Source organism: Acinetobacter sp. Tol 5 (genome assembly GCF_019702905.1).
Classification (GTDB): Bacteria; Pseudomonadota; Gammaproteobacteria; order Pseudomonadales; family Moraxellaceae; genus Acinetobacter; species Acinetobacter bereziniae.
In genome coordinates this window covers 921,125-934,480 of sequence record NZ_AP024708.1, presented here as the reverse complement: position 1 = coordinate 934,480, position 13,356 = coordinate 921,125, and the positions used below count along the sequence as shown (strand labels likewise).

The window sequence follows — 13,356 nt, the reverse complement described above, 5'->3', positions numbered from 1 at the left end:
GTGTCAAGGTGCTTAACATGTGATGGAGGAAGATTATTTCCTCCTCACATAATAAATTACACCGCCTTTGTCATCGGAGAAATAAAATGAATTTTCATCAATTCGATAGATATCAGCAGGTCGACCATAGACATTTTTTCCCACTAAAAAACCATCCATGAAAGTCTCAAGTTTTTGTCCTTTACGCATAATCGCAATTTTGTAGCCATGACCAATTGAGGCATCTGTAGAACCATGTAAAGCAACCAAAAAAGAATTTTTGATACTGTCATCCGTATTAGGATGATCAAAATAATCAAAGCCAAGTGCAGATGAATGCGCAGGGAAATAGGCGTAAGGTGTTAATACATTTTTACAGCCACTTGAACGTTTGAATTTTGCATCGGCAAAAATTTTACCATTCGACGAATAGCATGAAGGCCAACCATAATCAGCATCACGTTTAAGGGCATAAAAAGTTTCATCAGGCTTATTTTTACCTAAATGGTCTGCCCCCTGATTGGTGGCAAATAAAACTTTACCTATCCATTTTAAACCCACTGCATTACGTAAACCTTGGGCAAAAATCTTTTGTTCAGAACCATCTGGGTTCATTTCTAAAACTGTTGCTCGAACTTTTTCTTTTTCAACACATGCATTGCAACTAGAGCCAACTGAAACATAAATTTTTCCATTGCCCCCTACAGCAATTGTCCGTGTTAGATGCCAACCACCATATTTGTAGCTTAAGCCATAATCGGGAAATGTTGCTAAGACTTCTATTTCACCCATTGGTTTGGTTTCACCTTGGGTAAATTTACGTCGAGTGAGTTGGTCAGTTTCAGCTAAATATAACCAATCTTGCCCTGTATCATCTGTATAAAACTGAATCGAATTTGGATTTTTCAAACCAGTCATATAAGGAATTATTTTGCCAAATCGACCTGTTTCAGCATTCCATTGATCCAAAATATAGATGATGCCTTTTTTATTATCAGACAAATCATGCATATCGGTGACAAACATTCTACCATCAGGAGCTTTAGTAAAAAAGCGAACGCGTTTTAAACCTTCTGCAGCAGGAGTAATTTCAAAATTTGCAGGTAAATTTAAAGAAAAGCGCTTTCCATTTTTCAAATTGATTTGATGGGGCACCAGCTTTGGCTGTTGAGCAAAAACGACCATTGGACAAACTAAATAGAGCAATAAGATTGAGAATATTTTCATCATTTTTTTATACGTCTCGATTAATCTTACGAAGAAACAGCTTCTTGTTGATATTATACAACTTAAATGATGAATACATAATCAAATGCTTTTGAGAAGATTCAAATGGACTCTTCTTTCATTTGTAAAAATTGTTTCACTCATGTTCCTCTCCATTTAAAATCAACCTCACAGACTAAAAAATATTAAAGATGTATTTATTCAATAAAGCAATTTATCAACAGTTCATGCTCTTAACACTGAGTCTATTACTCAGTATTACCTGTCATGCGCTATCGCCAAAAATGCTAGAAGAATTAAAAAAACACCATATTTTAGATACCACTCAAACATTAACTACAGCTGAGATTGAAAAGCTCAAACAGAACAATGAAGTTATTTTTAAACAAAAAAATATCGACCTTAAGATATTAATGATTTCCACTTTAGACGGCGATTCAATCGAGCATGTGGCAAATGATATTTTTAACACCATCAAAATTGGTAATGCTCAACAAGATAATGGTGTATTGTTACTGATCGCCAAAGATGATCGAAAAATGCGAATTGAGGTTGGCTATGGTTTAGAGGGGGATATAACAGATATACAATCTGGTCGAATTATTCGAAATACTCTCGCACCCCATTTTAAAAATGATGAATACTATACAGGTATCGCACTCGCACAGAATGAACTTGGTCAATCACCCAACTTAACCATAGACATTCCCAAACTTCACGATGTTGAACAAAAATCTACTCCTGATACGACAGCACAAAGCACATATCATTATGCTACGCCACAGCAAGAAAATCCGCATGTCATACACTTAGACCAGCCCTCAAAGCACTTCATCAACTATTTTGTTGTTTTTATTTGGAATATTATGGTGAGTTGTATTTTAGTCATCTATTTTTCGCCAATTTATCAAACGCTTAAAAAACAGCAGATTAGAATCAAAGGAATTCCTTTATTTTTAATCGTATTTTTGCCTATTCACCATCTATTTTGTTGGATTGTTACAGGACTAAATTTCTTTTTGCTTTTTGGCTTGTACGTTTTCGTCCTTTGGCTAGTCGCTAAATTTAATCATTATCAAAATATCTATAAACTGATGAAATTATCGACTTTACCTGAAAAGATTCCAAAGAAATATGCTGTTTTATTGATCGGCATTCCAATCATATTGGCATTTCTTCTGCCAAACAGTTGGATTCCCGTATTGATGTTTTTTATTTTCTGTCCATTCATCTTGCTTTTGATTTGGACACTCATTTATTCGATAGCCAAGCCTTATCAACATTATTATCCTGCTGAATATCAGGAATGGTTTAAAGAAACACCTTCAACCTTTTCACGTTCATCATCCTATTCAAGCTCTTCCTCAAGTTCATCGAGCAATAGCTCATCTTCCTCTAGCTCCAGTTCATCATCGGGTAGCAGTAGAAGTTCTGGAGGTAGTTCAGGGGGTGGAGGCGCATCAGGCTCTTGGTAACCGTTAAGCCTGAGCGGCTAAATTTTATTCAAAAACCATGAAACAGTTTATTCATGTCCTTGCAGACATATTCCTTAAAATGAAAAGCACGGGCATGTTTTGCATCAAATTTTGCAGTTAAACCGTCTTTTTCAAAGCAATAGACACGATCATCTTGACTCACAAGAAACTCACCACCTAACTTGATCAGTAGCGCATCAATCTTGTCTTCGTCAGCAATACTTTCGTCCTGACTAATTTTGTCATAATTACGCTTAATCGCTTTAATAAACATGGTTTTCTCATCAATCTAATTGAATCAGAATTATACCCTTTTCAGATCATTTAAGTCTGTTCAAAGTGCTGATCAGCACATACTTACAACTTGTCTGGATCAATAAATACTTATAAAATAATTCCATCATGTGTTATCGCGGCTGCTGAACCCGATCAACTCATGAGTTTTATCCTATGGACATTACATCACAATTATTTGCAAACGATATAAACAGAAACCGCGCATGGAGACGTAAAGTCAATTTTTTACATCGTGGTCGAGATTGTAGACATAGCTCTACCCTGTGGAAACCTGAAAAAGACTGGAAAATGCTTTGGAATAGATCACTCAAAAGATCTCGCTCCAAACAACTTGGGATTGAATACCCGCGTGTTTCCTCGGCAAAAAGACGAAAACAAGCACAATATGAGTTTTGGATGATCGCTGATTGAACAGCCTTTTTATATGTAGTCGTAATCAATGGCGTAGTCCCACTGCTGAGCGTATCTTTGCAGTGGGCTATGGCATTGCCACTCGTTCTGCTGGAACAAGCAAACATGCCAAACATACGATCTCTCTCAAAGATATCGCTTGGGCAGATATGATTTTTGTGATGGAGCAAAAGCACAAACAAAACATCAAAGAAAAATTCCCTCAACCACTACAACACAAAAAAGTGATTGTTTTGGACATTCCGGATGAATATCCCTACATGGATGAAGCATTAATCGAGCTTTTGAAAGAGAGCATGTTGCCTTATTTGCCTTAAATGAAAATATAGTGATACAAGCAATCTGCACAATTCTCTACTAAATTCGCTACTGAATAGGTAAAAAATAAATTAGAATGATCTTGTCATGAGGACTGATCACAATTAAAAAATAAAGCGAATAATGCAGAATTCATTCAATGTTTTTTCTATCCTTCGAACCATTACTCTCCTCTTAACAGCTTTGGGGCTTCTGTTGAGCTTGAGCTTTTTATTTAGATGTTCAGGTCCGGATTCAAATACCATACCTTTTGGTGCAACCAGCGAGAAAATGGGAGTATTTGAAAAATATAACAACCGAATTTATGCTTCAGTACCGAGTAATGGCGATTACCTCATTCCCGAAGCAGATGCGAAAACATTTTATTTGCCGAATGACCATTACCAATATCGACAACTTGGTGCAGATCAAAAAAATGTCTACTGTGGTAACATCCTTTTAAAAGGTGTACAACCGCAAAAACTGAAGACTATTGGCAACAGTTATTTCACAGATGGAAAAGAGACTTGGTATTGTTCACCGATGACTGAGCGAAATGAAAATTTATCTGTGATTCAAGAAGTTTTTCAAATCATACTACAAAATTTTGGCATTGGATCAAAACCACAAAGTTATCTTTATCCTTATTTTAAACTGGAACAGAGTGATCAACCTTATCTAGTCAATGCAGACATTGATACAGCCAGTAACGGAATATTGACCTATTATCGTGGAAAATTACTTCCAGATGCTCACTCTCATCAATTACGCTTAGTCTCTGGCGAAGAAAATCATATTTTTAGGGCAGATGGTACAAACGTATACTTCAACAACACACGACTTAGCTTAAAGGACAATCAAAAGCTTTATACCCTTGATATAGAGAACTCTAACAATCAAAGCTATTTATTCAATCCGATTGATGGCATGGTTTATGTCAATCAATTTGCCTTTGATCCACAATTTGCACCTTATCATCTGCTCAGCAAATATGGTGACCACAGCAATCATGCGTTATTTTATAACGACACGGGCATCTATTATTTTGATGTAAATAAAGAAAAAATGGTACGTGCTGGGGATAATCCATTTTTAGGGCAATCCTTTAAAGAAATTGCGCCTGCAATTTTTTCGAATGGTCAGCAACTTCTCTACTTACAAGCCCGTGAATATCGAAGTAGCAAAGGTTCATCTTCCTCCAGAGTAACGCGTATTTTAAAATTAGATGAGCCACAGGTTTCGACTTGGCAACAACTGGGAAATGTGAATTACAACAGCGGTAGCGTATGGAAAAATGGCAATGCTTTTTATTATTTTGACCAGCTTGGTGACAGCCAACTGATTCGAGCCACGGTTTATCATATTCGTGACCCGCAAACCATTCAAAGTTTACTAAAAACTCAACCACGTACAGACGATATTCGTCAATGGATTGATGAACAGAAGATGGTTGAAGCCAAACACACAACTTTGGTTGAGGCGAAGACAGAGAACCGCTCGGACAAATATTGGGGTTTTATTGCTCCCCTCATCTTTGTTGTTATTTTCAGTGCTTTGATTTGGTTATTTAAAAGGTTTAATTTAAATTTTGCTCCATTTTATATTCGAAATCATAAATTGATTGTCAGCAATTTGATGCTGACTGCTTATCCTATAGCGCAGATTCAACAGGTGGAATTTAGTATAAACAGAACAACACATGCAAAAGGCTGTATTGGTCATTTCCGAATTGTACAACGCAATGGCAAACGCTCAATGAACTTCAACTTTAGTTCAAAGTTGAGTTTAAATGTAGATTCTCAAGCAGAATTAAATCAGTATATTGAACAATTACAACAGCAATTAGCACAACATGGTATTCACAGCATTTTGAAAAAATAAACAACAGGTTTGAGTGAGATTTTTTAATCTCAATTACATGATCTCAATATATTTTTAAGTACCATTGAGTGCACAATATCGATATTATTATTTCGAGTTTTATCATGAAAATTTGGTTATCTCTTCTCAGTTTAAGTATTTTTAGCTTTACTTCTGTACATGCGGACATCAAAACATTAGAACAAAACTTAAAAACTAAATATCCTGAAATTGAAGTGAAATCGGTACAGAACTCGCCGATCAAAGATGTTTATGAAGTTTATATGGGGGGGCGTATTGTCTATACCAATGAAGAAGCGAAATATTTCTTTGTCGGTAATTTAATTGATTTAAAAGAACAAAAGAATCTAACTGCTGAACGTGAACAGGTTTTAAAAAGTATTGATGTCAAATCATTACCCTTAAAACAAGCCATTAAGCATGTCAAAGGCAAAGGTGAACGTACCATTTATGTGTTTAGTGATCCAGATTGTCCTTATTGCCAACATCTTGAAAAAGAATTAAAAAATGTCGATAACGTGACGATTTATTTATTCTTATACCCAATCACACGTTTACATCCTAACGCTGAAAATGTCTCGCAACAAATTTGGTGCGCTAAAAACCCATACCAAGCATGGCAAGATTATACCCTTGATAAAAAACAACCAAGTTCAACCAAATCTTGCACCACTCCTGTAGAAAAGAATATCGCTTTGGCTAAAACGCTTAATGTAGATGGTACGCCAACTTTCTTCTTACAAGATGGAACACGTATTTCAGGTGCACGTGATGCAGGTGAAATTGAGTTATTGTTAAAAGCAGTTAAATAATTTTTTCGAAAAGCAGAAGCAATGATTTTCATTTCTTCTGCAAGAATAACTTTAAAACATGCTTAATTTATGCTTATCTATAAAAAATCAAAACATAAATGCACCAACAAATACAATTGGTATGTTTACATTATTAATTTTCAAATTATGATTAAAAATGTCATCAATCCATTCTGACACCATAAATGGAATTATGTTGAAATTAAAATCAGGTACCGTTTCAAAATGAAAAAAACACTTATTGCAGCACTTCTAAGTTTATCTTGTATTTCAGCATTTGCTGCTGATGCACCTAAAACGAATGTTGATCCTGCTTTTGCGAAGGCACAAGAACTCATTCAAGCAAAAAATTACCCAGCAGCCTATCAAGAATTAGACCGCCTCGCTAAAACAGGCAATGCACAAGCCTTATATAACTTAGGCTATTTAACCCAAACTGGGCAAGGTACTGCCAAAGATGATAAAAAAGCATTGAAATATTATCAGGATGCTTCAGCAAAAGGCTATCCTGTTGCAAGTTATGTGTTGGCTCAAAGTTATGCTGTAGGACAGTTAGGTTTAAGCAAAGATGAAAAGAAAGTTCGTGAATATTTAGAGAAATCATCATCTCAAGGTTTTGATGACGCGACTGTAGAATTGGCTGTTTTATTATTTGCAGAGGGTACGCCTGCATCAGACAAGCTGGGTTTACAAAAACTTGATCCTTTAGTGAAAAAAGATTTTGCACCTGCGATTCATGCCAAAGCCCTCTATGACATTACAGATGGTTTAAAAAAGAAAAATGCAGCCACGGTGAATCAAGGTCTCAATGAAATTCAAAACTTAGCCAAGAAAGGCTATATTCCTGCATTAATGGCTGTAGGAAATATGCTGACCAACGGCAATATCATTGATCAAAACTTACCTGAAGCGCAAAAGATTTTCGCTGAGTTAGCAAAAAATAATGTGCCTAAAGCGAAAGAATCCCTAGAAGTGGTCAATAAGTTAATTGCTGAGAAAGCTAAAGCGCCAGCAAAAGCTGCTGCTCCGAAAAAATAATCTGCCAAAGTGTAAAGCACACGCTTATGTGTGCTTTACCACCATACACCGATCAAAACACTCACAACCATAAAACTCAAAAATGTACTGATCATCAACGGCGTTAGTGCTTTTTCATTCAAACCATAAATCTGTCCAAAAATTCCAAAGATCGAAGGCATCGGCAAAGCTGCAATTAATGTACCTGCATAAATCATTTTTTGATCTAAGTCTGTAAAATGGGTAAAACCCAAATAGACCAATATCGGCATACAAATATTTTTTGAGACCACAAGATAAATGGTTTGCAGATTAAAGGATTGAATAGTGAGCCCCACCATTCCCCCGCCAATAATAAAGAGTGCCAGTGGCGAAGCTGTTTGCCCAAGCATAGCAAAAACTGAATCCAACAGATGTGGAATCTGTATATTGAAAACTGCGCAACTCATGCCAATCATTACCGATAGAAATAGCGGATTTTTTAGTAAGGTTATAAAAGTTATTTTTAAGATAGCGACTAAATTGGCTTGTCGTTGGCGTCCAATTTCAGCCAAAGTCAGCATTAATGGCACGAGAAAAACACTTTCGATGATGACCACCAAAGAGATGTAAATCATGGCCTCACTGCCCATGAGCAAAGTTAAAATTGCAGCACCCAATAGTCCTGTATTGGACATCGAAGCCCCCAATGAAAACACTGAGGCATGGGTAAAATGATTTTTAAAAATTTTCTGCCCTATGAAGAAAGCCAGAATAAATAAGGCAAAAGTGACACTGGCATAGACAAAGAAGTATGCAGGATACCAAATTTCATGCAGATCTTTTGAAGCTAAGGCATGAAGGAGCAAAGCAGGTAAAGCGATTTTGATCACAAAAGCACTCAAGGCTATGATTTGTGCTTTGCTAATTAATTGGATTTTAACAGAGATAAAACCCAGAAATAACAAGAAAAATACTGGAAAAATTACCGAAAAAATCATTTAAACCGTTCCTTTTCCAGAACTTGTAAATAAAGATATATCCTAAAATATATCTTTGATGAATATAAATACTTTAAAAGAATAATAGATTACACAAAACTGTAATGTCATCAGTATGCTGAAAACAAATCCTTTATTCCATGAGGCTGACAACGTAAATACTGAGGTGCAATCGAAATGTGAGCGCCCAGTTTCGCTGCAGCATGCCATGGCCAACGTGGGTCATACAAGATTGCTCTTGCCAATGCAATTGCATCTGCCTCACCCTGCTGAAGAATCTGTTCAGCCTGTTCAGCCTCGGTAATCAACCCGACAGCAATTACTGGAATATTCACTTGTTGTTTAATTGCATTGGCAAATGGCACTTGATAGTTTGCACCAATCTTGATGTTTTGTTGAGCATGTAAGCCGCCTGAGGATACATGGATATAGACCGCTCCCAACTGCGCCAAGGCTTTTGATAAACCAATACTCGACTCAATGTTCCAACCATTTTCAGCATCCATCCAGTCCGTTGCTGAAAGGCGTACACCTATAGGATAATTGGCAGGCACTGCATTTCGAATGGCTTGAAAAACCTCTAAAGTTAAGCGAATACGATTTTCAAAACTGCCACCATATTGATCTGTACGATAATTCGACAAAGGTGACATAAATTGATGTAGCAAATAGCCATGGGCTGCGTGGATTTCAATCAATGAAAAACCTGCCTCAACAGCACGGATTGCAGCCTGTGCAAAATCATCAATGATAACTTGTATTTCTTCAAGCGTTAATGCATGTGGTGCAACATCTTCAATGTTGAATGCAATATCACTGGCAGAAACTGTCTGCCAACCGTGCGCATGATCTGCTGCAATTTGCCCTTTCCCCAACCATGGTTTATCCGTTGAGGCTTTACGACCTGCATGTGCAAGTTGTACGCCAAAAGGCGTTGGCGCTATCGTTTTTACTTTATTCAATAAAGCCTTTATTTGATCTCGTTGTGTATCATTCCACAAACCAAGGTCTGCATAGCTGATACGTCCTTCTGCTTGAACCGCAGTCGCTTCTACAATACACAAGCTTGCACCTGACAAAGCATAATTTGCCCATTGCTGTTCATGCCAATACGTGATTTCGCCTTGATCAGTTGCAGAATATTGACACATTGGTGCAATAATTATTTTATTGCTCAGTGCGAGCGAGCCAAATTGAATGGATTCAAATAACTTCGGTTGAGCAGACATAAATTACTTTCCCAGCGAATTAAAATTGTTTGGTGACACTCAAACCGGCACTCCAGTTAATACCATCTGCAGGTTCAAAGAATCGCCCATTACCATCATTTACAATAACTGAGCCAACATAGTTTTTGTCGAATAGATTATCGACTCGAGCAAAACTACGGACTTTCCAATCTTTGTTTTTCCAGATATAACCGACATTTAGGCTGGTGACTGTATAACTTGGTGCAGTATCTGTATTGAGATCGTCAACATAGATTTTATCCATATAACGAACATCGACCCCAGCATTCAAACCACTTTCTGGAAGCCAACCAAGTCCAATAAAGGCTTGATTTTTAGCAATACCGGGAATGTAGTTTCCACTTAGGATGACTTTTTTCGGATCTGTATTTGGGATATCGGCATCAAATGTTGCATCTAGGAAGCTATAACTGGCTTGTGCAGAGACATCTTTCCATAATTTTTTATTCCAAGATAATTCAACGCCTTGACGTAATGTCTTGTCTGCATTTTGATAGGTCGCTCGACCATCCACAGAACCGGCAGAAACAATATCATCTCGTGTATTGCTTTGAAAAACTGCAGCCGTGAAATTACCCAATTGATTTTGTGCCTTTAAACCCAGTTCATAGTTATCACTGGTCGAAGGTTTCAGTGCAAAGTTTATCCCTGAAGTTCCACTGGTTGGATAAGCCATTTCAGTGAAAGTTGGTGTTTCAAATCCTTTGGCATAGCTGATATAACTGCTAATCTCAGGCGTAATTTCCCATGTCAAAGCAGCTGATGGAAGTAATTTGTTATAATCTGTTTGTCCACTATCGTTGCCATTAGAGCTTGTGATGTAATGATCTTTAGATTCATAATGGACATTGCTATAACGCAATCCTGTGTCTAGCCGTACAGTCGGTAAAAATTGCCAAGACGCCTGAAGATAAGGGTCTAAATTCCATAAAGTATTTCGTTCATCACGGCGTAGCTTACCTTTTACTCCATATTGACCATTGGCATCAAAATTTTCATATCCTTGGCGATCTTCATTCATGGCATCATAGGCAAGCCCTAAACTGATACGCGTGTTCGGCAAAAGCTCTTTACCAGTCCAACGTAAATCTGCACCATAAAAATCTCTGGAAAAATCAATAACACCACCTGCATGGCGAGGATTCTTTTGAGCAGTATTCGGAATAGATTGATATTGTGTGACCTCTCGATGACCTAAATAAGCCATTGAATAAATTTCATTTTGGTCGTTGATGGGCTTGGTCCAATTAACACCTGTTTGTGTCTGATTAATATCTTTGCGCACATTATAGATATTCTTACTATCATTCACTTGTTTAGGGTTTTGCTTCCATTGATCCCGACTGAGACCTTGTGGATCATCCGCATGAATATTTACATAATTGGTGATCCAATTAATTTTTGAGCCGTCATCCAAATCCCAAGTGAGTTTAGCATTACTCAAGGTTTTTCTTGCTGCACTATGATCACGATAGCCATCAGTATCAAAATACGAAGAACTAATCACATAACTTGGCTCATTGGCTTTATCGGCACCACCTTGTAAAACAATATCAGCACGCCCTTTATTGTTACTTCCACCAGAGTATCCTAACTCAATCGAATCGCGCCCTGTTCCCTCTTTGGTTGTCGTTAGAATCGTCCCACCTGATGAATTTCCATAGAGTGATGAAAAAGGTCCACCCAGTACTTCAATATGATCCAAACTGCTTAAATCAATATTTGACGTCTGACCTTGTCCATCGGGCATGGTTGCAGGAATACCATCCACATACAAACGGATACCACGGACACCAAAGGTTGAACGTGCACCGAAGCCACGCATGGACAGTTGTAAATCTTGCGCATAATTTTCACGGTTATTGAGCTGTAAGCCCGGAATGCCTTTGAGAGTTTCAGTGAGGTTCACTCCCATATTATTTTGATTTTGTTGTTGGTCTATACGATAAACAGATGCAGGCGTATTGAGTATGCTCGTGTCTGAGCGTGTTGCTTCAACTTTAATGGTGGGGAGTTGCTGAGTGGAATCCTGAGATTTCGATTCAGCATAGATGTTCTGGGAAATACAGACTGTTAAACAAAGTAGTGTGGTATTAATTTTTAAATGTTTCACTCTTTGCATCTAGGTTTCCTCGGGTGATTGCAGAAAATAATTTTAGAAAATAATTTTAGACCCCAAGCCAATGACCAATGCATTGTCGACCTGATTGGTTGCACCAGGATGCACCACATACTGCACTAAAGGACGAAGCATGAACCATTTGGCAGGGTAATATGAGTAATTTAACTCAACATTATACTCTGCATCTTCATTCAGCTGTCTTAAATTTGTGCCTAAGCGACTATTATTCACATAATCCGTATAACGATCGTTCAAATGTACTCTATTGACGGCTAAGCCTAGAATATCGTTGGGTTGGCTTTTAAATAGTCCATAGTACTTTAAACCCAGTTGTTGTGAATCACTTACGGCTGTTGTCGTTCGATCATGTACAGTAAAATTACCAAAGCTATGTAGACCTCGTTTGCCCTCACCTACTGAGATCAATTGCTGTTCAAAGGCAATCCAGCCGCCATACGTACGATCTTTAGCCTTAGTTCCTGCTTTATAAGCCACATCGTACTGATTTTTTGCCTCGTCAGCAGTATTGTAAAGCGTACCAAAGCGATAACTGCCTGGTAAAGCATTGAAACCTTGCTTTGGTGACCACACCACTTCAGAAAGAATATTTACACCATCAGCATGTTTGGTATCCAAGTTCCAGCCTTGACGCTCCAAAGCATTGTCTGGGTTGTATTCAAAAACGCCCACTTGTGCGAATAACTCAGGATTGATTTGATACTTCAAACGTCCGCCCCATTGTGAAACGGGTGTGTTATACCAAAGCTTACCTTGCCATTTCCCCATTTGTGCAGCACAGAATGCATTGCCTTGGAAATCACAAGCCATCGTATTAAATTCAGTCCCCAAACCCATTCGACCCACACGAATACTGAGCCCTTGTTCTTTAAAATTCTTCTCAATATAGAGCTCACTCAAACGACTTCCTGAATTACCTCGTCCCCAGTTGGCTTGAGAGTTTGCCCATTGTGGTGCATCAGGTGCCTGAATCCCTCTTAATGATGTGCTTTCCCCTTGACGTGCTGTGACTAAAGCACGAATCGTAACATCACTCCAACCTGCTAATTTCGTCATATCCAAAGTAGTTCCAAGACCAAACTGGGTTGCAAAGGTTGGTGCTTGATGTGCATCATAACCACCATCAGCGAGATATGAACCATCCATGGCAATCGTACCATCGAATTTGATCCCTTTTTCAGCCCACTCAGTACGTGTACCATTCCAGTCCCCTGTCATGGTTGATCCATGCCGGTCAAAAGCATCTTCAGCCGATGCAACAGACATCATGGTAAAAGTAGAGATTGCCAATAAAGGATAAGCAATTTTTTTCATGGGGCAGCCTAATTTGGAGCAGAATGAATACAGATAATTTTGTTAATTTCAAACTTTTGATCCTTATAAAATTAATATAAAAATCATATTTTAAAATCACAATCACGCCTAAAATACTATGGAGAATCCAAATTATTTATAGAGATTATTTACTAGAAATTTACACATTTTTTTACATATAACTATCAGATATTTTTTATCAATCGGAAAACTTTATTTTATCAATAAACTTTATTTTAATTAACAAAAGCTTATCAAACACGCTAACGTGTCATT

Annotated in this window: 12 protein-coding genes; 6 read left to right on the top strand and 6 right to left on the bottom strand. The window is 37.6% G+C overall.

What is annotated here, in order from left to right; all coding sequences use genetic code 11:
• Positions 1–33: 33 nt before the first annotated feature.
• Positions 34–1,209: a PQQ-dependent sugar dehydrogenase gene (locus TOL5_RS04385; RefSeq protein ID WP_121775528.1), complete on the bottom strand. Its 1,176-nt coding sequence runs from the start codon at positions 1,207–1,209 to the stop codon at positions 34–36.
• Positions 1,210–1,397: 188 nt separating this feature from the next.
• On the opposite strand from TOL5_RS04385, the gene TOL5_RS04380 reads away from it, so the two are divergent.
• On the top strand, positions 1,398–2,681 hold the full coding sequence (locus tag TOL5_RS04380; RefSeq protein ID WP_121775527.1) for a TPM domain-containing protein: 1,284 nt from the start codon (positions 1,398–1,400) through the stop codon (positions 2,679–2,681).
• 28 nt (positions 2,682–2,709) lie between these two features.
• Here the strand turns inward: TOL5_RS04380 and TOL5_RS04375 are convergent, their stop codons facing one another.
• Complete coding sequence (locus TOL5_RS04375; protein ID WP_004829903.1) at positions 2,710–2,955, bottom strand: hypothetical protein; 246 nt, start codon at positions 2,953–2,955, stop codon at positions 2,710–2,712.
• A gap of 176 nt (positions 2,956–3,131) precedes the next feature.
• Here TOL5_RS04375 and TOL5_RS04370 point away from each other — a divergent pair, with 176 nt between their 5' ends.
• From TOL5_RS04370 to TOL5_RS04350, 5 genes are all read left to right on the top strand, one after another.
• Positions 3,132–3,389, top strand: coding sequence for a hypothetical protein (locus TOL5_RS04370; RefSeq protein ID WP_004829904.1), 258 nt, complete (start codon positions 3,132–3,134; stop codon positions 3,387–3,389).
• Entirely contained in the window at positions 3,386–3,706 is a 321-nt protein-coding gene (locus TOL5_RS04365) for a low molecular weight protein tyrosine phosphatase family protein (protein WP_005033495.1), read from the top strand. The genes TOL5_RS04370 and TOL5_RS04365 overlap by 4 nt, the downstream gene beginning before the upstream one ends.
• Positions 3,707–3,902: 196 nt before the next feature.
• On the top strand, positions 3,903–5,567 hold the full coding sequence (locus TOL5_RS04360; RefSeq protein WP_227544139.1) for a DKNYY domain-containing protein: 1,665 nt from the start codon (positions 3,903–3,905) through the stop codon (positions 5,565–5,567).
• Positions 5,568–5,671: 104 nt separating this feature from the next.
• Positions 5,672–6,379 carry a DsbC family protein gene (locus tag TOL5_RS04355; RefSeq protein ID WP_042085796.1) on the top strand — a complete coding sequence of 236 codons (708 nt, stop codon included), beginning with the start codon at positions 5,672–5,674 and terminating at the stop codon, positions 6,377–6,379.
• Between the two features lie 225 nt (positions 6,380–6,604).
• Positions 6,605–7,417, top strand: a complete 813-nt coding sequence (locus TOL5_RS04350; RefSeq protein WP_004829908.1) for a tetratricopeptide repeat protein — start codon at positions 6,605–6,607, stop codon at positions 7,415–7,417.
• A 35-nt stretch (positions 7,418–7,452) separates the two neighbouring features.
• On the opposite strand, the gene TOL5_RS04345 is transcribed toward TOL5_RS04350, so the two are convergent.
• From TOL5_RS04345 to TOL5_RS04330, 4 genes are all read right to left on the bottom strand, one after another.
• Positions 7,453–8,376, bottom strand: coding sequence for an AEC family transporter (locus TOL5_RS04345; RefSeq protein ID WP_121775525.1), 924 nt, complete (start codon positions 8,374–8,376; stop codon positions 7,453–7,455).
• 110 nt (positions 8,377–8,486) lie between these two features.
• Positions 8,487–9,605, bottom strand: coding sequence for an NADH:flavin oxidoreductase/NADH oxidase (locus TOL5_RS04340; protein ID WP_121775524.1), 1,119 nt, complete (start codon positions 9,603–9,605; stop codon positions 8,487–8,489).
• 19 nt (positions 9,606–9,624) lie between these two features.
• Positions 9,625–11,748: a TonB-dependent receptor gene (locus TOL5_RS04335; RefSeq protein ID WP_121775523.1), complete on the bottom strand. Its 2,124-nt coding sequence runs from the start codon at positions 11,746–11,748 to the stop codon at positions 9,625–9,627.
• Between the two features lie 33 nt (positions 11,749–11,781).
• The gene (locus TOL5_RS04330; RefSeq protein WP_121775522.1) at positions 11,782–13,080 is read right to left on the bottom strand and encodes a carbohydrate porin; all 1,299 of its coding nucleotides are present in this window, start codon (positions 13,078–13,080) and stop codon (positions 11,782–11,784) included.
• Positions 13,081–13,356: the final 276 nt, after the last annotated feature.

Coding starts and splice junctions, on each gene's coding strand:
- TOL5_RS04385 (WP_121775528.1), bottom strand. CDS start 1,209: ATGATGAAAATATTCTCAATCTTATTGCTCTATTTAGTTTGTCCAATG.
- TOL5_RS04380 (WP_121775527.1), top strand. CDS start 1,398: ATGTATTTATTCAATAAAGCAATTTATCAACAGTTCATGCTCTTAACA.
- TOL5_RS04375 (WP_004829903.1), bottom strand. CDS start 2,955: ATGTTTATTAAAGCGATTAAGCGTAATTATGACAAAATTAGTCAGGAC.
- TOL5_RS04370 (WP_004829904.1), top strand. CDS start 3,132: ATGGACATTACATCACAATTATTTGCAAACGATATAAACAGAAACCGC.
- TOL5_RS04355 (WP_042085796.1), top strand. CDS start 5,672: ATGAAAATTTGGTTATCTCTTCTCAGTTTAAGTATTTTTAGCTTTACT.
- TOL5_RS04350 (WP_004829908.1), top strand. CDS start 6,605: ATGAAAAAAACACTTATTGCAGCACTTCTAAGTTTATCTTGTATTTCA.
- TOL5_RS04345 (WP_121775525.1), bottom strand. CDS start 8,376: ATGATTTTTTCGGTAATTTTTCCAGTATTTTTCTTGTTATTTCTGGGT.
- TOL5_RS04340 (WP_121775524.1), bottom strand. CDS start 9,605: ATGTCTGCTCAACCGAAGTTATTTGAATCCATTCAATTTGGCTCGCTC.
- TOL5_RS04335 (WP_121775523.1), bottom strand. CDS start 11,748: ATGCAAAGAGTGAAACATTTAAAAATTAATACCACACTACTTTGTTTA.
- TOL5_RS04330 (WP_121775522.1), bottom strand. CDS start 13,080: ATGAAAAAAATTGCTTATCCTTTATTGGCAATCTCTACTTTTACCATG.